The organism is Pseudoduganella danionis (genome assembly GCF_009720775.1).
In the GTDB taxonomy this organism is placed as follows: domain Bacteria; phylum Pseudomonadota; class Gammaproteobacteria; order Burkholderiales; family Burkholderiaceae_D; genus Rugamonas; species Rugamonas danionis.
Window position 1 is genome coordinate 723,508 of sequence record NZ_WNKW01000001.1, and the last position, 24,777, is coordinate 748,284.

The following is a 24,777-nucleotide window of genomic DNA, read 5'->3' on the forward strand; positions in this document are numbered from 1 at the left end:
GCGATGACTAGGTCTAGCGGCGCTCGCCGCGGGTTTTCAGTTGGTCCAGCAGTACGGCGGCCAGCAGAATCACGCCGCGCATCAGGTATTGATAGAAGGCGTCCACGTCGAGCAGGTTCATGACGTTTTCCACCGTACCCATGATCAGCACGCCGATCAGCACGCCGAAGATGCGCGCTTTACCACCGAGCAGGGACACGCCACCCAGCACGCAGGCCGAGATTACGTCCAGTTCGAAGCCTTGCGCTGCGTTAGGCTGGCCACTGGTGATGCGCGAAGCCAGTATCAGGCCGGCCATGGCGGTGACCACGCCCTGGATCAGGAAGATCCACACGCGCAGACGTTCCACCTGCACGCCGGCCAGACGGGCCGCTTCCGGATTGCCGCCTATGGCCAGCGTATTGCGGCCGAAGATGGTCTGATTGAGCAGTATGCCAAACACCACGAAGCAGGCAGCGCATACCAGCACAGGCAGCGGCAGGCCGAAGATGCGGCTATCGCCGAAATCGATGAAGGCGTCGTTGCTGATGCCGACCGCCTGACCCTTGGAGACGATGAAGGCGAGCCCGCGCACCATCAGCATGGTGGCCAGCGTGGCGATCAGCGCATTGACGCGCAGGTAGGCAATCAGCACGCCGTTGGCCGCGCCGATGATGGCACCGGCCGCCAGACCGGCACCGACGGCCAGCAGCACGCTGCCCGTGTGTTCGAGCACCATGGCGCCCAGCACGCCGGCAAAGGCGATGGTGGAGCCGACCGACAGGTCGAAGTCACGCGAGGCCAGGCACAGCATCATGGTGCAGGCCACCATGCCGATCTGCGCGACGGACAGCATCAGGCCGACCACATTGGTCAGCGAGAAGAAGTTTTCCACCGTGGCCGACAGCACGGCAAACAGCACCACATAGCCGAGCGGCATGCTGTAGTCCACCAGCCACTGGCGCTGGCGCTGGTTGGTCTGGGCCGCCGGCGTAGTGGCGGAATTCATTTGTGCGACGTTCATGCAATGCTCCGGATAGGAAGGGCGGATGATTCGGTAGTTTCAGTTGGTGCGGCAGCAGCGGTAGCCGGTGCGGTAGCGGGAGCGGTATCCGGCAGCGCCAGTGCCAGCACGGCAGTTTCGCTGGCCTGCTCGCGCGGCAGCTCGCCACAGATCTGGCCTTCGCGCATCACGATCACGCGGTCGGAAATGCCCAGCACTTCCGGCAGTTCGCTCGAGATCACAATCACGCAGCAGCCTTGCTCGGCCACTTCATGGATGATGCGGTAGATATCGTTCTTGGCGCCCACGTCGATGCCACGCGTAGGCTCGTCGAGGATCAGCACTTTCAGGCCCGGTTCGGCCAGCCAGCGCGCCAGTATCACTTTCTGCTGGTTGCCGCCCGAGAGCAGGCGGATTTCCTGCTGGCGGTTAGGCGTTTTGATGCGCAGGCGGGCGATGAATTCCTCGGCCAGTGCCGCTTCGCGCTGATGGCGCAGGAACAGGCCGCCCAGCAGATCGAGCCGGCGCACGCTGATGTTGATGTTCTCGGCCACCGAGGCGGTGGCGAGGATGCCCTGTTCCTTGCGGTCTTCGGGGCACAGCACGATGCCGGCCTTGATCGCGGCGGAAGGGCCACTGGTCGGCACCACGGCGCCATCGAGCAGCACGCTGCCGGATTTTCGCGCATCGGCGTTGTACAGCAGCCGCATTAGTTCGCTGCGACCGGCGCCGACCAAGCCGAAGAAGCCCAGCACTTCGCCGGCACGCACGCTGAAGCTTTGCGGCTGGCTGATGTGCTGGCCCGACAGGCCTTGTACCTGCAGGCGTTCCTTGCCCAGCGGGCGGGCGCGGTAGTCGTAGATGTCGGACAGTTCGCGGCCCACCATATCGCTGATCAGACGCTCGCGCGGTACGTCAGCCATCACGTCATGGGTGACGATCTTGCGGCCATCGCGGAAGATGGTGCAGGCGTCGCACAGTTCGTACAGCTCTTCCAGCCGGTGCGAGATGTAGATCAACGTGCGGCCTTCGGCGCGCAACTCCTTCACCAGCCGGAACAGGATTTCCGTTTCGCGGTGCGACAGGCTGGAGGTCGGTTCGTCGAACGCGATCACCTGTGCATCCTGCATGATGGCTTTGCAGATTTCCACCATCTGGCGCTGGGCGATGGACAGGTCCACCAGCTTGGCATCCGGTGCCAGATCGACGCCGATCGCCGCCAGCTTCTCGGCCACGATCTGGTAGGCGCGCGGCTTGTCGAGCAGGCCGAAACGGGTGGGCATACGCCCCAGCAGCACGTTTTCGGCCACCGTCAGTTCCGGCACGTATTGCAGTTCCTGATGGATGATGGCGACGCCGGCGGCAATCGCATCCTTGGCACTAGTGAAGCGGCACTCCTGACCGTTGACCAGCAGGCGGCCACCGTCCGGCTTGTACTGGCCCCCGAGGATTTTCAGCAGAGTGGATTTGCCTGCACCGTTTTCGCCGAGCAGGCCGTGTACCTGGCCGGCATGGGCCGCGAAGCTCACGCCATTGAGCGCCTTCACGCCGGGGAAGACTTTGCTGACCTGATCGAATTGCAGATACGCGTTCATGTTACTGGCCCATCTGCTTGCGCACTTCCGCCTGATTAGCGCGCGTCATCAGCATGCCCTTGGTCTGCACTTCGGCCGGCGGCACGGCTTTGCCGGTGATCCAGTTGAACAGATTGACCGAGGTCTGATAGCCGTGTTCCTTGGCACTGATCATGACGGAGCCGAAGAAGCCCGTGGCTGCCGGTTTATTCAGTTCGTTCTCGGCGGCTTTGGCGCCGCCTATGCCTACACCGATCATGCTGTCGGCCTTGATGCCGCGCCCTTCGGCAGCGCGCACGGCGCCCAGCACGGCTTCATCGTTGAGGCCCACTGCCACCCAGTATTTGAAGCGGGCGTTTTTGGTCAGCGCGATGTTGGCCGCATTGAAGGCGCTTTCCGTATCGGTCTTGGCCTGCGGCGCATCGATCACGTTGGCGGCCACCAGGCCGGCCGCTTTCAGCGCGTCGATCGCGCCCATGGTGCGTTCTTTGGCCGTCGGTAGCTGGTCGTAGGCGACGCGAATCGCACCTACTTCAGCCATATTCCATTTGCGTGCCTTGATTTCGGCCACGATGCCTTCACCGACCTGCTTGCCGATGGCGTAGCCGGAAATGCCCATGTGGGGAATCGACGCGATCGGCTTGCCGCTGCCGTCAACCAGCCTGTCATCGACGGAAATCACTTTCATGTTGTTGCGACGGGCCGCGCGTTCGACGGCCGTACCCAGTTTCACGTCCGGTGCACAGATGACGAAACCCTGCGCCTTCTGGGCGGCCAGATTGTCGATCGCAGCGATCATCTTTTCGCCATTTGGTACGCCGATCTTCACCAGCGCAAAGCCTTTATCTTTGGCGGCTTGCTCGGCATAGCGCCATTCGTCCTGGAACCATGGTTCCTCGGCCTGTTTGACGAGGAAACCGATTTTCACAGCATCGGCAGCCTGTGCCAGTTGGGAGGCAGCCAGCAGGCACAGGGCCGCTGCAGCGATTAAGTGTCGTTTCATGAGTATCTCCGTTTGCTATTTTTGTTCAAGGTGTCACGCGCAGGCGGTACACGGGCAGTACGCTTACGCTGCGCAGTTGGGCGATCTGGCTGGCTGCGCCGAAGTCAGGCCGGGCTTCGCGCGGCAGATAGATAGGGGCGTCGGCGCGCAGCGGCAGCACCGCAACCGTTAGCGGGCCAGTGGCAGCCGTCTGCGGCGAGCGCAGGCTGACTTGCCACGGATAGCCGCTGTAGTACCAGTCGTCCAGCATGCGGGTGCCGGCAAACAGGCGGCCGATATCGCCCACGAAGTCGATCTGTAGCAGGGCGTCGTCGAGTCCGCGCAGTTGTTCCTGCGGCACGTTGATGCGCCACGCAGCCGCCGCCTTGAAGCTTTCCGGCGCCGGCTGGATGGCGGCACGTGCAGCGCCGCCAATGACTACGGGCGGAGCTTCCTGCGCCTCGCGCACGCGAGTGATTTCTGCTGTCACGCTGCGTGCAGGCAGTTCGGCGCTATACGTCTGGAACAGGCTATCGTTTCCGCCAGCACGCAGCACGGATGCGGCGGCATCCGTGCGCGGCTGTTTCGGCAGAGGAGGATAGACCCCGAAGCGGAACTGGTTGCTGCCGACCGAGCGCAAATGCAGTGCGCCGTCGGCTACATAATTCTGTTGTGCGCTGAGCAGCAGGCGGCGCTGGCCGGCCAGTTGCACCACGCTCAGTTGCTGCGCCTGTTCTGGCGTGAGTACCACGATGGTCAGCGGGCGGGCGCCCTGGCGCTGCACGGTCAGCGCGACGTTGCTGCCGGGCTGGATATCGCTGACCAGCAGACGGCCATTGCTGACGGTTACGCGGGCGCCACCGGCCTGCACCTGCTGGCTGCTTACGCCGTCCAGTGCCAGTTCTACCGGTACACCGGCACTGGCGCTGAACACCGCGACCACGCCGCTGCGGCCCTGATCGAGCAGTGCCAGCGGCTGCGCGGTGGCGTAGCTCAGGTTGGTGCCGTCCAGATCGAGGTTGAGCGGCCAGATGAAGTAAGCGCCTTTGGCGATATCGACTGGTTTGCTCGGCAGCGTCAGGGTCTGCTTGGGCAGTTTGATTTCGAACTGGCTGGCCTGTTGCACCGCCATGTCGTACTGGCGCACATGGTTATTCACGAACAGGAAGCCGCGTTCTGCTGCGCTGCGTACGGCAAAGCGCGGTGCTTGCAGATCGTCCGGCGTGGCAGGAGCGACTTCCGGCTTGCGCACGGTCATCGGCGCCAGACGGCTGCCGAAATCATGCAGGAACAGGTGGAAGGGACGCAGTTTTTCCAGTACCTTGCGCTGCTGGCCATCCGGGCCTAGCGGCGCCTGGAAGTCGTAGCTGATCATGGTAGTGTCGTTGTAGCCGCCACTGAGTGTGCTTTCTTCCATCGAGGTGCCGCCGATGGCGGTGGGATTGCGCCCGCCATGGAACATATAGTAGCCCATCAGATTCACGCCGGAGCCCAGTTGTACGGGCAGCATGGACGCAATATCGTCGGCCGATACCACGGTGCGGCGGCGGTACATGAACGGCAGACCGGCGCCATATTCAGCGCCGAGGAAGGGCGTCACATCCTTGTCGGTTTCGGCGCTGCCCGGGGCATGGGCGGCCGTCTGCGCACCGAGGTCGCCGCTCACGCGCGTATCGAAGCGGAAGGCATAGGTTTCCTTGGGTGGCAGTTCCTTGGTGCTGGTGCCCCATGGTTCATCGGGGTAGCCGCCGAAGACGGGGGTGACTTCGCCATGCGGATAGATGGTGCCATCCCAGCCGGTGACGGTGTAGTAGGGCACATCGAGGCCAGCTTTCAGCGCCAACTGCTTGAGCGCGGCGATGTGGGCCTTGCCCTGGTCGGGACCATCGAGGTTGTATTCGTTTTCGAGCTGGATGCCGATCACGCGGCCGCCATCTTTCCATAACTGGCCTTTGAGCTGCTGGCCGATTTCACGGTACAGCTTTTCCACCAGTGCCATGTACTGGGCGTCGTTGCGGCGGGTGGGCATGCTGTTGACCACCCAGTCCGGCACGCCGCCGTAGCGTACTTCGGCGTGCGCCCATGGGCCTACGCGCACCACCACATCGAGGCCGGCCTGTGCAGCCAGTTGGACAAAGCGGCGCAGATTGCGCTGGTTCTTCCAGTCGAACTTGCCGGCGACTTCTTCATGGTGGTTCCACATCACATAGCTGGCAACGATGTCGATACCGGCTGCCTTCATCTTCTGCAGCTCGGCCAGCCACTGGCTATCGGGCGTACGGCTGTAGTGGAATTCGCCCATGACGGGCAGCCATGGTGCGCCGTTGCGGGTCAGGTAGCGGGCGTTCACGCCCAGCGTGTCGCCGTTTGGTGCGACGGCACTGCCCATGCGCAGGGCAGCCGCAGCCGGCGCCGCGGTGGCGGCGCTGGCGTCGATGCGCAGCGTGGCTGCGGTGCTAACACCGGCATAGGTGGCGGCGCCGGCAAACAGGCCGGCAATCAGCGCCGCGCTGGCGCGGCGGCGCAGTTTAATCGAGGTCGAGAACAGCATCAGGTCTCCGTTTTTATTTTGTGGCGAGTAGGGCGGGCAGGTGTGACTTACCACTCCGCCACGCTGCCGTCGGCATGACGCCAGACGGGGTTACGCCAGTCCGGCGCGTTGCGGCTCGCTTCGATGACTTTTTCTTCGTCCACGATCACGCCCAGACCGGGCTTGGTCAATGGCTGCATGTAACCATCGGTGATACGGAAGTCTTCCTTGTTGACCACGTAATCGAGCAGCTCGCCGCCGCGATTGTAGTGGATGCCCATGCTCTGCTCCTGCAGCACGGCGTTGTACGAGGCAAAGTCCACATGCAGGCAGGAAGCCAGTGCGATCGGGCCGAGTGGGCAGTGCGGCGCCAGCGTAACGTCATAGGCTTCGGCCATCGAGGCGATCTTCATGCACTCGGTGATGCCGCCAGCGTGCGACAGGTCGGGCTGGACGATGGACAGGCCGCCCGCTTCGAACACATGCTTGAACTCGAAGCGCGAGTACATGCGCTCGCCCGCTGCCAGCGGAATCGACGTCATTTCGGCCAGACGCGGGTAGTACTCGGCTTGCTCGGCCAGCACCGGCTCTTCCACGAACAGCGGACGGTAGGGTTCCAGTTCGCGCAGCAGGGTTTTGGCCATCGGTGCGGCAACGCGGCCATGGAAGTCCAGACCGAATTCGATGCTGTTGCCGAAAGCGGCGCGGATTTCCGCCACGCGTTCCACTGCTTTATCAACGGCGGCAGCCGTATCGAGCATGCCCAGTTCTTCCGTGGCATTCATCTTGAAGGTATCGAAGCCGCCCGCACGCAGCGTGCGGATATGTTCGATGATGTCGGATGGGCGATCACCGCCTACCCAGCTATACATTTTCATGCGATCGCGTACCAGACCGCCGAGCAACTGGTGCACGGGCTGGCCCAGTACCTTGCCTTTGATGTCCCACAGAGCCTGGTCGATACCGGCGATGGCGCTCATCAGGATGGCGCCGCCACGGTAGAAACCGGCGCGGTACATGGTCTGCCACAGGTCGTTGATGCGGGCCGGGTCCTGGCCGATCAGATATGGTTCCATTTCCTGCACGGCCGTTTCGACGGTGCGGGCGCGGCCTTCGATCACGGGCTCGCCCCAGCCGACCACCCCTTCATCGGTTTCTATCTTCAGCAGCATCCAGCGCGGTGGCACACGGTAGGTCGTCAGTTTGATGATTTTCATAGAGGCTAGAGGAATAAGTTCAGGAACAGCATGCAGTCTAAGCCCGTGCGCTAGATCGGAAATATGATTAATTCGTAAGTAGGCATATCAATATCGGATAGCTGGCAGAGAGCTGATAGCGCTATCTGAAAACGCTATGGCAGGGGCGCGATTATTTATAGCTCAGCGCAGGCGCCCGCCTATAGACTGGCGCGCTATCAGCCCGAATTCCCACTTTTTTCCGAACGGAGTCCCCGTAGCATGAGCCTAGTCTCCACCTATGCCCCCTTGTTGATGCGCTGTGGCCAGAGTGCGGCGGCGCTGCGCTGGGACGCCCGTAGCGGAGCATGGCGCTGGCTCGATCCTGTAACCGGTCTGCTGTATACGCTGGCAGCCGATGGCGATTGCGCCCTGCCGCTGCGCCTGCAGGAACATGCCGGCGTGATGGCCATGTGCAGCTCGGGGCGCGTGCTGCTGGGGCAGGGCAAGCGGCTGGGCATGGCGGAGCTGCCCACGGGCGTGGTGCCCGCGCGGCCGTTGCAGGCGCAGGTGCTGGCCACCATTGATCCGGCCGAACCGCGTACGGCCATGAGCGATGGCGCCACCGACCGGCATGGCTATTTCGTCTTCGGCAGCGCCAATATCGCGGCCGACCGCCGGCCTATCGGCAGCTTCTACCAGTACTCGCAGCGCTATGGTTTGCGCCGGCTGGCATTGCCCACGGTGGCAACCGCTTGCGGCATTGCATTTAGCCGCGATGGCACGCAGATGTATTTTTCCGACGCCACCTTGGGCGCCATCATGCGCTGCCGTTACGATGCCGAACGGGCCCGCGTGGGCGAAGTCCAGTTGTTTGCGCAGGGTGGCATAGGCGGTGGGGCCTTGCTGGTCGACGCCTGCGATCAGGTCTGGAGTACGCAGGGGCCTGCTCTGTGCCAGCATGATGCGGGCGGTGCCGTGCGGCAGATGATCGTGATCGGCGATCAGGTGCTGGCCGGTGCTGCAGCGGGTGGTATGCAACTGGATCAGTTGTTGTTAATTGGCGGCGATGGTGGCGTGTTTAGAGTCTCCCCTCAGGTCAGCGGCGTGGACTTTGCGGGACTGGCCGATACGCCCTTTGAGGACGCCTATGCCGAAGCACAGGCGCTGCGGGCAGGCGCGGCAAGGTGATTGACGCTATTGCTACCCCGCCTTATGATGGGCAAGCCCTTAATTCCCCATCATGACTGATTCCCGTTCCGACCGTTTTGTCCGTTCCCATCTGAAGACCCGCCATCTGGTGCTGCTGGTCGAACTGGGGCGGCACGGTTCCATCGCCCATGCGGCGCAAGCAGCCAATCTGACCCAGCCCGGCGCGTCCAAACTACTGGGTGAGCTGGAACATGCGCTCGGCGTTCAACTATTTGAACGTTTGTCGCGCGGCGTCGCCCCTACGTGGTATGGCAAGGTGCTGATCCGGCGCGCCGGTGCAGCGCTGGCGGAAATGGATGCGGCCCATCAGGAGGTGATGGAATTGCTGTCCGGCCTGCGCGGCCGCGTGGGCGTGGGCACCGTGCTGGCGCCGGCAACGGGGCTGGTGCCGCAGGCGATTACGCTGCTCAAGTCGCGCCATGCGCGCGTGCATGTGGCAGTCAGCATGTCGACCAGCAAAGCGCTGGTAGAGCGCCTGCGTGGCGGCGAACTCGATCTGGTGATAGGCCGCATACTCGATACGGCAGCTGCCGACGAACTCAATTTCGAACCACTCACGGATGAGCCGCACCGGCTCATTGTGCGGGCCGGCCATCCGCTCACAGCGCGCGATGATCTGCAACTGGAAGACCTGATGTCGCAGTGCTGGATACTGCCGCCGGCAGGCAGCATTTTGCGCGACAGGCTGACGGCGCTCTTCCTTTCGCGCGGTCTGGAGCCGCCGGCGGAAACCGTGGAAACCCCTGATCTGCCCGTAGTTGCCAGCCTGCTGCTCAATAGCGATATGATCGTGGCGCTGCCGGAAGATGCCGTACAGCCTTATCTGGCGGCCGGTCTGATGACGGCGCTGCCCTTCGATCTCGGTGTCAGCATGGATTCCTTCGGTATTGTGACGCGCAAGCGACACCAGCTCTCACCGGGCGCCGACGCCATGCTGCAGGCGCTGCGCGATGCCGCCGCCAGCATGTATCCGCACTACCGCAGGCCGGACTGAGTGCGAGCTATACCTGTCTGCGTCTGATATACGATCTTGATATGCCGCGCACGCAATAAGGAATTGGAACTGCGTGGAGCGTTTCGCTAGCATCCAGTTATTCGTCCGAGTCGCTCAATAGAGACGGAACATAATTACAAACACTGGAGATGCTAATGAAGCATAAAAAAATCAGCTGGCTGATAGCCACGCTATTCACGTCCCCGCTGCTGGCGCAACAGGCGCTGGCGCAGGAAGCCAGCAGCACCGTCTCCACCGAGACGCAACAGGTGAACGTTACCGGCATCCGTGCTTCGGTACGCAATGCGCTGGCCATCAAGGAAGCTTCCAACAGCATCGTTGAAGTCATATCGTCGGAAGATATCGGCAAACTGCCGGACACCACGATTGCCGAATCGCTGGCGCGTTTGCCCGGCATGTCGTCCGGCCTCGATCGCGGCAACGCCAGCCAGATCGTGGCGCGGGGCATGGGCCCGCGCTTCATCGGCGCGACGCTGAATGGCCGCGAGCTGGCCTCGTCGGAACCTAACCGCGCGGTGCGCTTCGAGCAGTTCCCGTCCGAATCGCTGAGTGGTGCCACCATCTACAAGACCCAGTCGGCCGAAGTAGTGGAGGGCGGCATCGCCACCACCATCGATCTGCAGACGGTCAGCCCGCTCAAATACAGCGGCCGTCAGGCCTCGCTCAAAGCCGACGCGCTGTACTACGAAATCGGCCGCGACGTGCCCGGTGCCAGCAAGACGGCGCCGCGTCTGGGCGGCATCTACATCGACCAGTTCGATGATCGCAAGCTGGGCGTCGCACTGGCCTTCAGTTATCAGGACCAGCCTTCCGTGCAGAAGAACGTCAAGCACTGGGGCTTTAACGAAGACCACTCGGGCGATCTGAATGGCGACGGCAAGGTCGACAAGACGCCTTGGGGCTGGGGCGATTCGATCAAGCGCGGCAAGGATAAACGCAGCAGCGTGCTGGGCAAGGTGGAATGGAAGCCGAGCAGCGATGCCATCATCACGGGCGACGCCTACTATGCGCAAGCCAAGATCCGCGAGCCGGGTCTGGAACACTGGAGCGGCGACGTCGGTAACTGGGACGGCTGGCAGAAGTCCGCTTACAGCAATCTGGATATCCGTAACGGCTATGTGGTGGGTGCGACGGTGACGGGTGTAGGCCTGACCACCAACGACACGCTGTGGACGCAGGATATGGATACCTTTGCAACCGGTGTGAATGGCAAGTTCAACGTGGGCGACTGGAAGCTGGAAGCTGATCTGTCGACTTCGCGCGCTGGCCGCGACAGCGCATGGTATGACCTGCGCCAGTCGTCGCGTAACGGCGCCACGGTCAGCTACGCCTTCAGCGGCAATGAGAAGCCATCGTTCTCGTTCGGCCAGGATACGGGCAACCCCGCCAACTTCTGGCCAGCCACACTGTATGTGGATACCGACGGCCACCTGCGCGACAGCCTCGATGCGCTGCACCTGAACGCCTCGCGCGGCGTGGAGTGGGGCCCGGTCAGCCGCCTGAAACTGGGTGCACGCGTGACCGACCGCCAGAAGGACTACCATCAGACCACGTGGAATATGCAGCCGGTTAGCGCAATTGCCGATTCCGAATACGAGTCCGTCAAGGTCGATGGCCTGTCGGCGCCGTATCTGGCGCTTAAGGATTTCATGGGCAGTACGCTGAAAGCATTTGGTGCCAAGGCCTATGATCCGGCTGGCCGCACCCAGACCCAGAACGACCTGCTGTCTGGCTGGAAGGTGAAGGAGCGCAGTTCCTCGCTGTATGCGCAAGGTGAACTGGATGGCACGCTGGGTGGCCTGAGCTACCGTGGTAATGCCGGCCTGCGTGTAGTGCACACCACCCAGACGGGTGAAGGCATGCAGACGCTGAATGGAGCCGCTCCGACGCCGGTTTCGGAAAGCGCCAGCTACACGGAAGTGCTGCCTAGCCTGAATCTGATTTTCAATCTGGACGAGAAACAGGAACGTCAACTGCGCTTTAGCGTGGCGCGTGCCATGTCGCGTGCCCCGCTGGACGAGATGCGCGCCTCGCGTACCATCTACATCGATCCGAATCCAACCATGCCGCTGACGGGTAGCGCCGGCAATCCGGGCCTGAAGCCCATGATGGCCAACCAGCTCGATCTGGCTTACCAGTGGTATTTCGGTAAAGGTTCGCTGCTGTCGGCTGGCGCTTTCTACAAAAAAGTTACGCGCTACATCGGCATCACCAGCGACACCACCACCATCGATGGCCGCAAGGCGGTCATCACCCGTTCCGTGAATGGAGAGGGCGGCAATGTGGATGGCGTGGAACTGGTGTACCAGCACTCGTTTGATAATGGCTTCGGCATCTTCAGCAACTATGCCTACACCCATAGCGACATCAAGGAGAGCTTCCCGGCCAATAATCCCTTCCCTATCGAAGGCCTGATGAAGCACAACGCCGGTGTCACCCTGTGGTACGAGCGTGATGGCTTCGAAGCCCGTACCTCGGTCAACTACCACAGCAAGTTTGTGCGTAACCCGACCTGGGCGGCCGGCCAGTTGATCGAAAACGGTGCCGAAACCTATGTCACCCTGAATCTGGCCAAGCAGCTGACCAAGGAACTGCAACTGCGCTTTGGTATCGACAACCTGACCAACCAGAAGGTGGTGTACACCAGTGCCAACGTGCCGCAGCAGCAGGAAGTGACGGAATTCGGCCGTCGCTACAACCTCGGTCTGTCCTACAAGTTCTAATCCCGTAGTCGTGTGTTCGGTTGGCGGGGTGGCGCTGCTAGCGCCACCCCGCCTTTTTTTATAGGCCGGATCAAGTTTGTTTTGCTGTCAACGCAGATATCAACGTTGATCGTGGGGAATAATTTGTGACATTGCCCCCTGAATCTGCCGCTGCGGTGTGTGTGCCTGTTGACGGCGCACGGCGCGCTCCCTATAGTGATGGGATGATTCCAGATTTCCAAGAACTCTCCGATAAAATCGACCAGTTGGCCGAACTGACCCACGCTCTGCGCCGCGAAAATGCCCAGCTACGGCAGGCTAATTCGGCACTGGTGGTGGAAAACATGGGCTACCAGCGCAAGCTGGGAGAAGCGTCCGCGCGTGTGGCCGCCCTGCTGGAGCAGATTCCTGCACTCGAGGAGGAGATCGCCCCCGAGGAACTGCCTGTCAGTGAGGAAGCACAATGAGTACTGTCGATGTGACCATCATGGGCGCACCGTATCGCCTCGTCTGCAAGGAGGGCGAAGAACGCGCGCTGCGCGAAGCGGCCGCCTTCCTCGACAAGAAAATGACGGCCATCCGTGATGCCGGCAGGATCAAGGGTAATGACCGTATCGCCGTGATGGCGGCACTGGGCGTGGCGGCGGAGTTCCTGTCGGCCCGTTCGCCGGCCGGACCGTTGTCGGATATGTCACTGCTGGATATGCAGACCAAGATGAGCGCCATGCATCAGGTACTTGATGGCGCTCTAACGCCGCAAGAAACCCTGTTTTAATTCCGGTTTTTTCTTCCTTTGCGGCGCACAAAGGAGTAAACTGCGTTCTACCCTGCGGTGTTCGCGATTGCCATATAGTCCTTGAACCATTTATGTGCACCGGTTGCGGAATTTTGTTTGATGGGCGTGAGCGTCGCTAGTCCGATGAACCCGAAATTGAACTAACTGTGACCACCTTGAACCATTCGGTTCGGGATGCCGGCAAAGACGGCACAGGCGGGGCCGAATACCTTGAAGCGGTTGCTTGCATGAGAATGCGCAGCCGCTTTTTTTCGTCTGGAGCAAAGCAATGCAATACTGGTTGATGAAGTCCGAGCCTGATGAAGTGAGCATCGACGATGTGATGGCATCGCCCAACCGCACCACGGCGTGGTTCGGGGTGCGCAACTATCAGGCGCGTAATTTCATGCGCGATGCCATGCGCGACGGCGATGGCGTGCTGTTCTACCACTCGAGTTGCGCGCAGCCGGGTATTGCTGGTCTGGCGCGCATCGTCGGCCAGCCCTATCCCGATGCTAGCCAGTTCGATCCCGCCAGCCATTATTTCGACCCTAAAGCCACGCCCGAACAGCCGCGCTGGATTTCCATCGACGTGCAGGGCACGCACAAGACGCGGCTGTTGCCGCTGGCCGAGCTGCGCAGCATCCCCGAGCTGGCCGACATGGTGCTGCTGCAGAAGGGCAGCCGCCTGTCGATCACGCCCGTGACGCCGGACCAGTGGCGCTACATCGAGGCACTGCTGACAGGCGCTGCATGAGCGCGGGCCTGATCCTGCTGCTGTTGCTGATGGGGGCATTCGGCGGTTTTGCGGCCGGCATGCTGGGCATAGGCGGCGGCATGATACTCGTGCCTTTCATTACCATGATCTTTACGGCGCAGGGCTTTGCGCCGCACGCCATCATCCACATGGCCGTAGCCACTTCGCTGGGCGTGATCATGTTTACTTCCATCTCCTCGGTGCGCGCCCATCACCAGCATGGTGCCGTGCTGTGGTCCGTGGCGGCGCTGCTGGCGCCGGGCATATTGCTCGGTGCATGGTGCGGCCCTTGGATCGCCAAGCAACTCAGTTCGGCAGGGCAGGCCTTGCTGTTCGCCGTATTTCTGACTATCTCTGCGACCCAGATCCTGTTCGGCAAGAAGGCCGCTGCGTCCGCGCCGCAGAACGGCGCAGCGGCGGCCCATCTGCCGGGCCGCAGCGCCATGTTCGGCACCGGTATGCTGATCGGCGTGATTTCGGGGCTGGTGGGGGCGGGCGGCGGTTTTCTGTCCGTGCCTTTCCTGATGCGGCGCGGAGTGCGCATCCAAAACGCGGTAGCGACCAGCGCTGCGCTGGGCTTTCCTATCGCGCTATCGGGCACGCTGTCGAATATCTATTACGGCTGGCAGGTAGCTGATCTGCCGCCGTATGCGCTGGGCTTTGTGTATCTGCCGGCACTGGCCGTGATGGCGCTGGCCAGCGTGAGCATGGCGCCGTTTGGTGCGCGCGCGGCGCATCGTCTGCCGGTACAGACGCTGAAGAAAATATTCGCCGTGATGCTCTACTGTCTGGCAGCGTACATGCTGTACAAGGCGCTCAACTAGATTGTGTCGCAGCAGTTGGCAAGCGGCGGTGCGCTGCCTGCCCGGTCTTGCGCTAGCGCTGCAGCGGCGGACGGCCTTGCTGGCGTACGGTGTAGGCCCAGACCAGCATGGCGATGGCGCCAGCGATCATCGGCAGCGACAGCACCTGACCCGACGTGATGGGCAGGCCCAGTACCGTGGTTTCCCAGTCCGGTGTGCGGAAGTATTCCGTGCCAAACCGCGCGCAGCCATATAACAGCGTGTAGAACGCGCCCACGGCCAGACGCGGACGCTGCTTGCGTGCATATAGCCACAGCATCACGAACACCAGCAGGCCATCGATCAGCATCTGGTACAGCGGCGATGGATGGCGCAGGCCTTGCAGGAACACGGGATTCGGCGCCAGCGGGTAGGCATTGTCCGGCCACAGCATGGCCCAAGGCAGCGACGCATCGCTGACCACGCGGCCCGGCAGTTCGGCATTGATGAAGTTACCGAGGCGGCCAGCGGCATAGCCGAGCGGCACCAGCGGGGCGATGAAGTCGTACACATCGAGCAGGTTGCGGCCGGCCTTGCGCGCCCATACGGCCATGGCGATCAGCACGCCGAGGAAGCCGCCGTGGAAGGACATGCCGCCGCGCCAGACCTTGAAGATTTCCAGCGGGTTGGCGAAGTATTCGAGCGGATGGTAGAACAGCACTTCGCCCAGGCGCCCGCCGATCACCACCCCCAGCATGCCGTAGAACAGCATGTCGTCCAGATCTTCCTTGCTCCAGCGCTGTGCTGCGATGTGGGGCTGGCGGATGCGCACGCGACCCAGTGCCACGAACAGGGCAAAGGCCAGCACATACATCAGTCCATACCAGTGTATCGATACGGGCCCAAGGTGCAGGGCAATGGGATCGGGCATAGGGTGTATCAGCATAAAGTGCTCTTTCTCAGTAAATCCAAAAATCCGTGCAGTACCGGCGAGGCGTTATCGCGCCGCCATGCCAGCCCGGTTTCTACCAGCGGCGTGGCTTCCGCCAGCGCCCGGTATTCTACTCCGGGCCGCATCAGGTTGGAGACCGACTGCGGCACCAGTGCCATGCCCATGCCGGCCGAGACCAGACTGACGATGGTCTGCATCTGTATGGCCTGCTGGCCGATCTGTGGTGTCAGCCCGGCGCTGCGGAACACGGACAGGATGGCGTCGTACAGGGCCGGCGATATGGCGCGCGGGAAGATAATCAGGGGCAGCGGCGGCAGGCTGGCCAGCGTCAGCTTGCCCTTGCGTTTTACGCCCGGCAGGTCGGCCGGCAGGGCCAGCACCAGCGGCTCGCTGAGCACGGGCAGATAATCAAGTTCCTGTTTCGCCTTGTCGGGCAGGGGCGGAATCAGCAGGCCGGCATCGATGCGGCCCTGTAGCAGATCGTCCAGTTGCAGGTCGGAGGTGGCTTCCTGCAGCGTGAGCTGTACCTGCGGATAGGCCGCGCGGTAAGCGCGCAGGAAGGGTGGCAGCACGCTGTAGTCGGCCGACGAGACAAAGGCCAGTGTCAGGCTGCCCACTTCCCCTGCGGCAGCGCGCTGTACCAGTTGCGGCAGTTCCTGCACCTGTGCCAGCAGGCGGCGCGCAGCGGGCAGCAGGGCCAGTCCCGCCGGGGTGAGCGCGACGCCGCGCCGGTTGCGCTCGAACAGCGGCGCGCCGAGCTGCTGTTCGAGCGCCTGTATGGTCTGCGACAGCGGCGGCTGGGTCATGTGCAGGCGCAGCGCCGCCTTGCCGAAGTGGAGTTCTTCCGCCACGGTGACGAAGTAGCGCAGCGGCCGTAGTTCGATGTTGCGCAGGTCGGTAGTCATGGCGGGAACTGGAGGGTTGATGTTCTGTGATATTTTATACGACTCACAGGTGCAGAAATCATATATTTGACACTAGAGCAGGGGCAAGGCAAGCTGTCAGGCTAGAACAGCTTATTTAGCTTAGATAGCTTACGCTAAGGCGCTTAAAGCGGCCTTATCGTCCAAGCACCATACGTTGCACTACCGGAGAGACATCATGCCGCAATACCGTTCCCGCACTACCACCCACGGCCGCAACATGGCCGGCGCCCGCGCCCTGTGGCGCGCCACAGGCATGAAGGATGGCGATTTCGATAAACCTATCGTTGCCGTGGTCAATTCCTTCACCCAGTTCGTGCCGGGCCACGTGCACCTGAAGGATCTGGGGCAGCTGGTCGCGCGCGAGATTGAAAAAGCCGGCGGCGTGGCCAAGGAATTCAACACCATCGCCGTGGATGACGGTATCGCCATGGGCCACGGTGGCATGCTGTACTCGCTGCCATCGCGCGACCTGATTGCCGATTCGGTGGAATACATGGTCAACGCCCACTGCGCCGATGCCATGGTGTGCATCTCCAACTGCGACAAGATCACGCCCGGCATGCTGATGGCCGCCATGCGTCTGAACATTCCGGTGGTGTTCGTGTCGGGCGGCCCGATGGAAGCGGGCAAGGTGCTGAAAGTGGTGGACGGTTCGAAGAAGGTCATCAAGCTCGATCTGGTCGATGCCATGATCAAGGCCGGCGACCAGACCGTGAGCGATGCTGATGTAGCGGAAATCGAACGTTCGGCCTGCCCGACCTGTGGTTCCTGCTCCGGCATGTTCACGGCGAACTCGATGAACTGCCTGACCGAAGCGCTGGGCCTGTCCCTGCCTGGTAACGGCACCATCGTCGCTACCCACGCCGACCGCGAACAGTTGTTCCTGCGCGCTGGCCGTCTGATCGTGGAACTGGCCAAGCGCCACTACGAGCAGGATGATTACTCCGTGCTGCCACGCTCGATTGCTACCAAGGCCGCGTTCGAAAACGCCATGGCGCTGGACGTCTCCATGGGCGGTTCCACCAACACCGTGCTGCACCTGCTGGCAGCAGCGCACGAAGCCGGCGTGGCCTTCGACATGGCCGATATCGACCGCATCTCGCGCAAAGTACCTTGCCTGTGCAAGGTGGCGCCGATGACGGATAAATTCCACATCGAAGACGTGCACCGCGCGGGCGGCATCGTGGCGATTCTGGGCGAACTGGCACGTGCCGGTCTGCTCGACACTTCGCTGCCGACCATCCACGCGCCGACGCTGGCCGAAGCGATTGCGCGCAACGATATCAAAGTGAGCGACGATGCGGCTGTGCAGCAGCTGTTCCGTGCCGCGCCGGGCGGCGTGCCGACCCAGGTGGCGTTCTCGCAAGCGGAGCGCTACGACGCGCTCGATTTAGATCGCAGCACCGGCTGCATCCGCGACAAGGCGCACGCGTATTCGCAGGATGGCGGTCTGGCCGTCCTGTATGGCAATCTGGCCGTGAACGGCTGCATCGTCAAGACGGCCGGTGTGGATGAAAGCATCCTGAAATTCAGCGGCAAGGCACGCGTGTTCGAAAGCCAGGACGCTGCCGTTGAAGGCATACTCGGCGATACCGTGCACGAAGGCGATGTCGTCATCATCCGCTACGAAGGCCCGAAAGGTGGTCCCGGCATGCAGGAAATGCTGTACCCGACTTCCTACATCAAATCCAAAGGTCTGGGCAAAGCCTGCGCACTGCTGACCGATGGCCGCTTCTCCGGTGGCTCTTCGGGTCTGGTGATCGGTCACGCATCGCCGGAAGCGGCCGAGGGTGGCGCCATCGGTCTGGTGGAAGAGGGCGATATGATCGATATCGATATTCCAGCCCGTACCATCAGCCTGCGCATCAGCGATGCCGAACTGGCCGCGCGCCGTGTGGCCATGGACGCCCGTGGTGATGCTGCCTGGAAGCCGGTCGATCGCGAGCGCTATGTGTCGCAGGCGCTGCAGGCTTATGCTGCGCTGACCACCTCGGCTGATCGCGGCGCCGTGCGCGACCTGTCACAGATCAAGCGTTAATTCAGTCACGCTGAGAACGAGAATCCCGCTCCCTGTGGAGCGGGATTATTTTTTTATGCCGAACTCCTGCGCAACGCGGGCCCGGCGGCGCTTCTCGTCTTCGTTATGCGCCTTGCGTTTGTCCAGTCCCAGCAAGGGCTCCAGAAATTCGAACCAGATAAAGGCGAAAACCATCAGGCCGCCTATCCACCACCACGACAGCGTGGCAAAGTGCCACACCTCGAAGTAGCGCAGTCCGCACAGGGCGGCAATCAACAGGATGAGGGGCATGAGGGTCTCCTACAGTACTCAATTCCATTTTACTTGCTTTACGGAAATTTCAAAGGTGTTTTTATGTGTCGCGTCAACGCCTAAACTCGCATTGACGTTAATAGCAACAGGCGAAAACACGGTAGAATGGCCTATAGAATTGCTTAGTACTCAACTGGAGAAAACGATGAAACGTAACGTAATGATGGCTGGTCTGGTTCTGGTGTCGGCTTTCGCTTCGCAAGCTGCTATGGCTGATGCTGGCGCTGATCTGGCAAAAGCTAAAAACTGCCTGGCTTGCCACGCGGTTGCTACCAAACTGGTAGGCCCAGCTTACAAAGATGTAGCTGCTAAATACGCTGGCCAGAAAGATGCAGAAGCCAAGCTGATCACCAAAGTACTGAAGGGTGGCTCGGGCACCTGGGGCGCTATCCCTATGCCAGCTAACCCACAGGTGAACGAAGCTGAAGCCAAAACTCTGGTGAAATGGGTTCTGGCACAAAAATAAGCCTTCCCTGTGAAGCAAAAAAAACGCGCTCATGAGCGCGTTTTTTTTCGTCCGGAGCTAGCCGCAGCCGGCTCCGCGCTCGTCCTTATTTGATGACTTCCATCTTGGTCTTTTTGTTGTCCTTGTAGGTGTACAGGGTCAGTGCGCCATCCTTGATGTCTCCCTTGCTGTCGAACATGATCATGCCCGTCACGCCCTGGTGCTGGATTTTCTGCAGCACAGGCAGGTATTTGGCTGGCTCGGCCGAATTAGCCTGCTGCATGGCGGCTGCCATGGTCATGACCGAGTCATACACATACGGGGCGTATAGCTGCACGTCGCCGTTGTATTTCTTCTTGTAGCGGGCAACGAAGTCGTCCATGTTCTTTTGCAGCTCGGGCGTTACGCCGCCCGCTTCAGCACACACCACCATTTCATTGGCCGCGCCATCGCCGGCCAGTTTCGGCAGCGATTCCGTGCACATGCCATCGCCACCCATGTAGCGCGCCTTGATGCCTAGCGCCTTCATCTGGCGCAGCAGCGGGCCGCCTACCGAGTCCATGCCGCCGAAGAACACCAGATCGGGATTCTTGGCCTTGATGGTGGTGAGGATGGCGTTGAAGTCGGTCGCCTTGTCGGTGGTGAATTCCTTGGCGACGATTTGTACGCCGGCACCGGCTTTCTTGGCGCCCTTGATGAACTCGTCTGCCACGCCTTGACCGTAGGCCGTGCGGTCATCGATCACGGCGATCTTCTTGATGCCCAGCTTGTTGACGGCATAGGCGCCCAGCGTGCCGCCCAGCTTGGCATCATTGGCCACTACGCGGAATACCGAGTTGAAGCCTTGCTGGGTGTATTTGGTCTGGGTGGTGGCTGGCGAAATCTGTGGGATGCCCGCATCGTGATAGATCTTTGAGGCAGGAATCGAGGTGCCGGAATTCAGGTGGCCGATCACGCCCTGTACTTTGGCGTCAACCAGTTTCTGTGCCACGGCCGTACCCTGTTTCGGGTCGCCGCCGTCATCTTCCAGCATCAGCGTGAACTTGACGGCTTTGCCGCCGATCTTGATGCCCTTTGCGTTCAGTTCTTCTACCGCCATCTTGGCGCCATTTTCATTGTCCTTGCCGAGGTGGGCCGACGGGCCCGAAACAGGGGCGACGTGACCGAGCTTGATGACTTCCTGCGCTTGGGTGGCCGAGGCAAAAGCCATAGCGATGGCGAGCGGCATGAACTTGGTCTTGAACAGCATATACATTCTCCAATGGTTGAATAGCGACATGGTGCGCGGACGCGGCAGAATTCTCTGCAAGAGCCATACCGTACAACAAAATATGCATGCCGGATAGGAAAGATTGCTGCAATGTGGGGATTTCGCAGAGCATGCCCTGCGCTGTGGCAGGTTTGCGCTAAGGTGGGGCGGTAGATGCACCATGACGGGCATCTACCGGCAGCCGTGAATGGCTAATGACGGTGCTTACTTCTTGCGTGCTTGCAAGTGGATCAGTTCCTGCGTCACCGCGCGGGCAACGATTTTTTCGATGGTGTCGTGCAAGCCCACGCGCACTTCATTGGTGAGGTCGCGCAGGGCGTGGTTGAGCACCTCGGCCATGCTGTCCTTGATGCGCTGCTCGAGCACGAAATCGACGCGCGACAGCAGGCGCTGCATGATACGGCTGGACAGGCGGTGCTCCATGGCTTCCCATTCCGCATCGGTCCAGTTTTCTATGGCATCTTCTTCCAGTTGTGCCGCCAGCTCGGCACGACGGGGTGGGGCGGCTTCGCCCGGTAGCAGGTCGTCGTTGAGGGCGTCGACCTTCATTACTTCCGTCAAGACAGGGATGCTGGCATCAAATGATGGTGCTTGGCTCATGATTTTCCTGTGACAAAGTGGGTGAGTGGATAGGCTTGCTGCTTGTAGGCGCTGTAGCGCTTGCGGCCAGCGGCCGCATCGTCCTCGTCGGAGGATATGATTTCTATCACGCGCGCAAACTGGTCCAGCGTTGCCGGCGTGCGGCGCGACAGATTAATTAATAATTCGCGGTGTGGTAATTCTGCCGCATCGTTGTCCGTGAGCAGCACCGGCGTCTGCGTGGCCAGCACATCGCTGGCAGCCACGTGGGGCAGGAAGTCGGTAGCGGAAAAAGTCCACATCGCCGCGTCAAGTTCCGCCAGTTGGCTCGCATCGTCGGTCATCAGCACCACCTTGTGCCGGGCCGAACGGGCTTTGCGCACCAGCCGGCAGGCATAGGCGATTTTGTCCGGCACATTGGTGTAAAAGTCGATGCGGGTCATGGTGCGATGATCTATTCGTTGGTTCAGGGTTTTGTCGTACTGCGGCGCCGGGGCTGACCCCGTGCTGAGCCGGAAAATGCGGCGCTTTTGCGCAGGGCGAACGAGCAGTGTAAGGGAAAAAACGCTTAGGCGCTGGCATCGCTTTTGCTACCGTGCGCGCTGTTTTTACCCGCTTGACTTGGCCGCCATTTGTGCGTGTCAAGGCCGTGTTGCGGCGTTAGCACAGCTCCGTTTTTATTGTTGCAAATTGCGCCGGATGGGATTCGTCCGGCGCAGCAAAGTTAGGCGTCAGGCCGCCATGCCGCTGTGGCGCAGCAGCGCATCGATGCTGGGTTCGCGGCCACGGAAAGCCGTGAACGATTCCAGCGCCGGACGCGAGCCGCCCACGGACAGAATCTCTTCGAGGTAGCGCTTGCCCGTCTCCGCCGTGGCAGCAGGGCTGATGGCCTGCGCTTCTTCGAAGGCGGCATACACGTCGGCCGACAGGACTTCGGCCCACTTGTAGCTGTAATAGCCAGCCGCGTAGCCACCGGCAAAGATATGGCCGAAGGAATTCTGGAAGCGGTTGAAGGCAGGCGGAATGATCAGCGCGAACTGCTGGCGTACGCCGTCGATGACTGCCTGCACCGACTGGCTGCCGTTGGCATCGTAGTCGTAGTGCAGATGCATATCGAGCAGCGAGAATTCCACCTGACGCAGGGTCTGCAGGCCGGACTGGAAATTCTTCGCCGCCAGCATCTTGTCGTACAGCGCGCGCGGCAGTGGCTCGCCCGTGGTCGCGTGGGCTGTCATGTGCTCGAGCACGTCCCACTCCCAGCAGAAGTTTTCCATGAACTGCGATGGCAGTTCTACTGCATCCCATTCCACGCCCGCGATACCCGATACGCCGAGTTCATCGACGACGGTCAGCATGTGGTGCAGGCCATGGCCGAACTCATGGAACAGGGTGATCACTTCATCATGCGTGAACAGCGAAGGCTGGGCCACGCCATCGACTACGGCAGGCTCGGTGAAGTTGCAGGTGAGGTAGGCCACGGGCGTCTGCACCTTGTCGCCGCTGGCACGGCGGCCACGGGCATCGTCCATCCATGCGCCACCGCTTTTGCCGGCGCGTGCATACAGATCGAGGTAAAACTGACCTATCAGTTTGCCGGCGCGTTCGATGCGGAAGAAGCGCACGTCCGGATGCCAGACGGGGGCGCTATCGGTTTTGATGTCAACGTTGAACAGGCGCTGGATCAGGCGGAACAGGCCATCGACCACTTTCGGTTCAGGGAAATACTGCTTGACTTCCTGTGCCGAGAAGGCGTAGCGGCGTTCCTGCAGCTTTTCCGATGCGTAGGGAATATCCCAGGCCTTGAGTTCATCGAGGCCCAGTTCTTCGCGCGCGAACTGTTTCAGCTCGTCGAGATCCTGCTGGGCGTAAGGGCGCGCACGCTGGGCTAGATCTTCGAGGAAGCTGATGACCTGTTCGGGCGATTGCGCCATCTTAGGCACCAGCGATACTTCGGCGAAGTTGCGGTAACCGAGCAGCTTGGCTTCTTCGTCACGCAGTTTGAGCAGGGTGACGATGTTGGCCGTGTTGTCCCAGTCGTCCTTCTTGCTGAAGCCTTCGGCCTGATCGGAGGCCTTGGTGGCATTGGCTCGGTAGATGGCTTCGCGCAGTTCGCGTTTGTCGGCAAACTGCAGCAGCGGGAAGTAGGACGGGAAGTGCAGCGAGAATTCGTAGCCGGCCTTGCCTTCTTTTTCGGCGGCGGCGCGCGCAGCGGCTTTCACGTCAGCCGGTACGCCGGCCAGATCGGCTTCATCGGCCACCAGCAGTTTGAAATCGTTGGTGGCGTCGAGCACGTTTTCCGAGAAGCGCGTGGATACGGCCGCGTGCTGCTCCTGAATTTCAGCGTAGCGCTCTTTTTGTTCCGCTGGCAGTTCGGCGCCGCCCATGCGGAAGTCGCGCACGGCGTTGTCGATAATGCGCTGACGCGCTGGTGACAGCGTGGCGAATTCGGCGCTGGCCCGCAGCGCCTTATATTTAGCGAACAACACTTCGTTCTGGCCCAGTGCGGTCCAGAACTCCGTAACTTTGGGCTGGTTCTCGTTGTAGGTGGCGCGCAGCTCGGGCGTATCCACCACATTGTTGAGATGACTGACGATGCCCCATGCGCGGCCCAGCAGTTCCGTCGCCTGTTCCAGCGGCGCGACGAAATTGTCCCAGCTTACTTGCGCTTGCGGTGCTTCCAGTTGCGACACCACGGCACGGCTCTGTGCCAGCAGCGTGTCGATAGCAGGCGTGACGTGCTCGGCCTTGATGGCATCGAAGCGCGGCAGGCCGGAAAAGTCCAGCAGGGGATTCTGTTCAGTCATCTCGTATCCAGTCCGTTGAAGAGTAATCTTTAGGCGCGTTCGGCCGCTTCAACCGTGTTCATCAGCAGCATGGTGATGGTCATCGGACCCACACCGCCCGGTACCGGCGTAATGTGCGAAGCGACTTCTTTCACACCGGCAAAATCCACATCGCCGCACAGCTTGCCCGCGTCATCGCGGTTCATGCCGACGTCGATCACGATGGCGCCCGGTTTCACCATGTCTGCCGTCAGGGTGTTGCGACGGCCGACTGCTGCGACCACCACATCGGCCTGACGGGTGTACAGGCCCAGATCCGGCGTCGCGCTATGGCAGATGGTGACGGTGGCATTGGCTTGCAAGAGCAGCAGCGCCATAGGTTTGCCGACGGTGTTGCTGCGGCCGATCACCACGGCGTGTTTGCCGCGCAGATCAACGCCCGTGCTTTCGATCAGCTTCATGCAACCGTAAGGGGTGCATGGGCGGAAGCCTTCCAGACCCGTCATCAGTTCGCCGGCGCTCAGCACCGAGTAGCCGTCCACGTCCTTGGTGGTGGAAATGGCTTCGATGACTTTGTGCGGGTTGATGTGCTTAGGCAGCGGCATCTGTACGAGGATGCCGTGGATGGCCGGATCGACATTCAGTGCGGCGATGCGTTCGAGCAGCGCAGCTTCGGTCAGATCGGCAGGATATTGCTCCTTGAGCGAGTAGAAACCGGCATCTTCGCAGCCTTTGACCTTGTTGCGCACGTAGACGTGACTGGCCGGATCGTCGCCCACCAGAATCACGGCCAGGCCGGGTTGTTTTCCTTCAGCGGTCAGTTTGGCAGCACGTGCAGCAATTTCAGCGCGCAGTTTTTGGGAGAGGGCGATTCCGTCGATCAGTTGAGCAGTCATGATGTGGGCAGAGTGAAGAGGGAAAGAGAGGGAAAGCGTGATTATAAGGCCGCAGCGCCCATTGCGCCGCGTTTCCTGCATGTTCGGGTGTTGCGCTGCACAAGTTTTTCA

At 61.3% G+C, this 24,777-nt stretch carries 22 protein-coding genes and 1 other RNA gene; 10 read left to right on the plus strand and 13 right to left on the minus strand.

Going from position 1 to position 24,777, the window contains the following annotated elements:
- Nucleotides 1-13 precede the first annotated feature (13 nt).
- The 5 genes from araH to dgoD are packed head-to-tail and all read right to left on the minus strand — an operon-like array spanning nucleotide 14 to nucleotide 7,285.
- Entirely contained in the window at nucleotides 14-1,003 is a 990-nt protein-coding gene (gene araH, locus GM655_RS03050; protein ID WP_155433133.1) for an L-arabinose ABC transporter permease AraH, read from the minus strand.
- The gene (gene araG / locus GM655_RS03055) at nucleotides 1,000-2,577 is read right to left on the minus strand and encodes an L-arabinose ABC transporter ATP-binding protein AraG (RefSeq protein ID WP_155433134.1); all 1,578 of its coding nucleotides are present in this window, start codon (nucleotides 2,575-2,577) and stop codon (nucleotides 1,000-1,002) included. Before araG ends, araH begins: the two co-directional genes overlap by 4 nt.
- Before the next feature lies 1 nt (nucleotide 2,578).
- Nucleotides 2,579-3,559 carry a substrate-binding domain-containing protein gene (locus GM655_RS03060; protein WP_155433135.1) on the minus strand — a complete coding sequence of 327 codons (981 nt, stop codon included), beginning with the start codon at nucleotides 3,557-3,559 and terminating at the stop codon, nucleotides 2,579-2,581.
- Nucleotides 3,560-3,584: 25 nt separating this feature from the next.
- On the minus strand, nucleotides 3,585-6,089 hold the full coding sequence (locus tag GM655_RS03065; RefSeq protein ID WP_155433136.1) for a beta-galactosidase: 2,505 nt from the start codon (nucleotides 6,087-6,089) through the stop codon (nucleotides 3,585-3,587).
- A 47-nt stretch (nucleotides 6,090-6,136) separates the two neighbouring features.
- A complete protein-coding gene (dgoD, locus tag GM655_RS03070) occupies nucleotides 6,137-7,285 on the minus strand; it encodes a galactonate dehydratase (protein ID WP_155433137.1) in 1,149 nt (382 codons plus the stop codon).
- Between the two features lie 240 nt (nucleotides 7,286-7,525).
- On the opposite strand from dgoD, the gene GM655_RS03075 reads away from it, so the two are divergent.
- From GM655_RS03075 to GM655_RS03110, 8 genes are all read left to right on the plus strand, one after another.
- Nucleotides 7,526-8,434 (plus strand): SMP-30/gluconolactonase/LRE family protein, encoded by a 909-nt coding sequence (locus tag GM655_RS03075; RefSeq protein WP_155433138.1) that lies wholly within the window; start codon nucleotides 7,526-7,528, stop codon nucleotides 8,432-8,434.
- A 52-nt stretch (nucleotides 8,435-8,486) separates the two neighbouring features.
- On the plus strand, nucleotides 8,487-9,449 hold the full coding sequence (locus GM655_RS03080; protein ID WP_155433139.1) for a LysR substrate-binding domain-containing protein: 963 nt from the start codon (nucleotides 8,487-8,489) through the stop codon (nucleotides 9,447-9,449).
- Nucleotides 9,450-9,604: 155 nt separating this feature from the next.
- Nucleotides 9,605-12,193, plus strand: coding sequence for a TonB-dependent receptor (locus tag GM655_RS03085; protein WP_155433140.1), 2,589 nt, complete (start codon nucleotides 9,605-9,607; stop codon nucleotides 12,191-12,193).
- A 203-nt stretch (nucleotides 12,194-12,396) separates the two neighbouring features.
- A complete protein-coding gene (locus GM655_RS03090; RefSeq protein WP_155433141.1) occupies nucleotides 12,397-12,639 on the plus strand; it encodes a hypothetical protein in 243 nt (80 codons plus the stop codon).
- Nucleotides 12,636-12,947 carry a cell division protein ZapA gene (locus tag GM655_RS03095; protein ID WP_155433142.1) on the plus strand — a complete coding sequence of 104 codons (312 nt, stop codon included), beginning with the start codon at nucleotides 12,636-12,638 and terminating at the stop codon, nucleotides 12,945-12,947. The genes GM655_RS03090 and GM655_RS03095 overlap by 4 nt, the downstream gene beginning before the upstream one ends.
- 46 nt (nucleotides 12,948-12,993) lie before the next feature.
- Nucleotides 12,994-13,174, plus strand: a non-coding RNA gene (gene ssrS / locus GM655_RS03100) — 6S RNA.
- A 62-nt stretch (nucleotides 13,175-13,236) separates the two neighbouring features.
- Nucleotides 13,237-13,704 (plus strand): EVE domain-containing protein, encoded by a 468-nt coding sequence (locus GM655_RS03105; protein WP_155433143.1) that lies wholly within the window; start codon nucleotides 13,237-13,239, stop codon nucleotides 13,702-13,704.
- A complete protein-coding gene (locus tag GM655_RS03110; protein WP_155433144.1) occupies nucleotides 13,701-14,528 on the plus strand; it encodes a sulfite exporter TauE/SafE family protein in 828 nt (275 codons plus the stop codon). The genes GM655_RS03105 and GM655_RS03110 overlap by 4 nt, the downstream gene beginning before the upstream one ends.
- Nucleotides 14,529-14,580: 52 nt before the next feature.
- On the opposite strand, the gene lgt is transcribed toward GM655_RS03110, so the two are convergent.
- Complete coding sequence (lgt, locus tag GM655_RS03115) at nucleotides 14,581-15,432, minus strand: prolipoprotein diacylglyceryl transferase (protein WP_155433145.1); 852 nt, start codon at nucleotides 15,430-15,432, stop codon at nucleotides 14,581-14,583.
- Nucleotides 15,426-16,343 (minus strand): LysR family transcriptional regulator, encoded by a 918-nt coding sequence (locus GM655_RS03120; protein ID WP_155433146.1) that lies wholly within the window; start codon nucleotides 16,341-16,343, stop codon nucleotides 15,426-15,428. The genes lgt and GM655_RS03120 overlap by 7 nt, the downstream gene beginning before the upstream one ends.
- A gap of 196 nt (nucleotides 16,344-16,539) precedes the next feature.
- Between GM655_RS03120 and ilvD the strand changes: the two genes are divergently transcribed.
- Nucleotides 16,540-18,402, plus strand: coding sequence for a dihydroxy-acid dehydratase (ilvD, locus tag GM655_RS03125; RefSeq protein WP_155433147.1), 1,863 nt, complete (start codon nucleotides 16,540-16,542; stop codon nucleotides 18,400-18,402).
- Nucleotides 18,403-18,447: 45 nt separating this feature from the next.
- On the opposite strand, the gene GM655_RS03130 is transcribed toward ilvD, so the two are convergent.
- Nucleotides 18,448-18,672, minus strand: coding sequence for a TIGR04438 family Trp-rich protein (locus GM655_RS03130; protein ID WP_155433148.1), 225 nt, complete (start codon nucleotides 18,670-18,672; stop codon nucleotides 18,448-18,450).
- A 166-nt stretch (nucleotides 18,673-18,838) separates the two neighbouring features.
- Here GM655_RS03130 and GM655_RS03135 point away from each other — a divergent pair, with 166 nt between their 5' ends.
- Complete coding sequence (locus GM655_RS03135) at nucleotides 18,839-19,159, plus strand: c-type cytochrome (RefSeq protein ID WP_155433149.1); 321 nt, start codon at nucleotides 18,839-18,841, stop codon at nucleotides 19,157-19,159.
- Nucleotides 19,160-19,244: 85 nt separating this feature from the next.
- On the opposite strand, the gene GM655_RS03140 is transcribed toward GM655_RS03135, so the two are convergent.
- The 5 genes from GM655_RS03140 to folD all read right to left on the minus strand — a co-directional run bounded on the left by GM655_RS03140 (nucleotide 19,245) and on the right by folD (nucleotide 24,666).
- Complete coding sequence (locus GM655_RS03140) at nucleotides 19,245-20,387, minus strand: branched-chain amino acid ABC transporter substrate-binding protein (RefSeq protein WP_155433150.1); 1,143 nt, start codon at nucleotides 20,385-20,387, stop codon at nucleotides 19,245-19,247.
- A 225-nt stretch (nucleotides 20,388-20,612) separates the two neighbouring features.
- A complete protein-coding gene (locus GM655_RS03145; RefSeq protein WP_155433151.1) occupies nucleotides 20,613-21,008 on the minus strand; it encodes a DUF2486 family protein in 396 nt (131 codons plus the stop codon).
- Entirely contained in the window at nucleotides 21,005-21,430 is a 426-nt protein-coding gene (locus tag GM655_RS03150; RefSeq protein ID WP_155433152.1) for a DNA polymerase III subunit chi, read from the minus strand. The genes GM655_RS03145 and GM655_RS03150 overlap by 4 nt, the downstream gene beginning before the upstream one ends.
- A gap of 288 nt (nucleotides 21,431-21,718) precedes the next feature.
- On the minus strand, nucleotides 21,719-23,791 hold the full coding sequence (locus GM655_RS03155; protein WP_155433153.1) for a M3 family metallopeptidase: 2,073 nt from the start codon (nucleotides 23,789-23,791) through the stop codon (nucleotides 21,719-21,721).
- A gap of 29 nt (nucleotides 23,792-23,820) precedes the next feature.
- On the minus strand, nucleotides 23,821-24,666 hold the full coding sequence (gene folD / locus GM655_RS03160) for a bifunctional methylenetetrahydrofolate dehydrogenase/methenyltetrahydrofolate cyclohydrolase FolD (RefSeq protein WP_155433154.1): 846 nt from the start codon (nucleotides 24,664-24,666) through the stop codon (nucleotides 23,821-23,823).
- Nucleotides 24,667-24,777 lie beyond the last annotated feature (111 nt).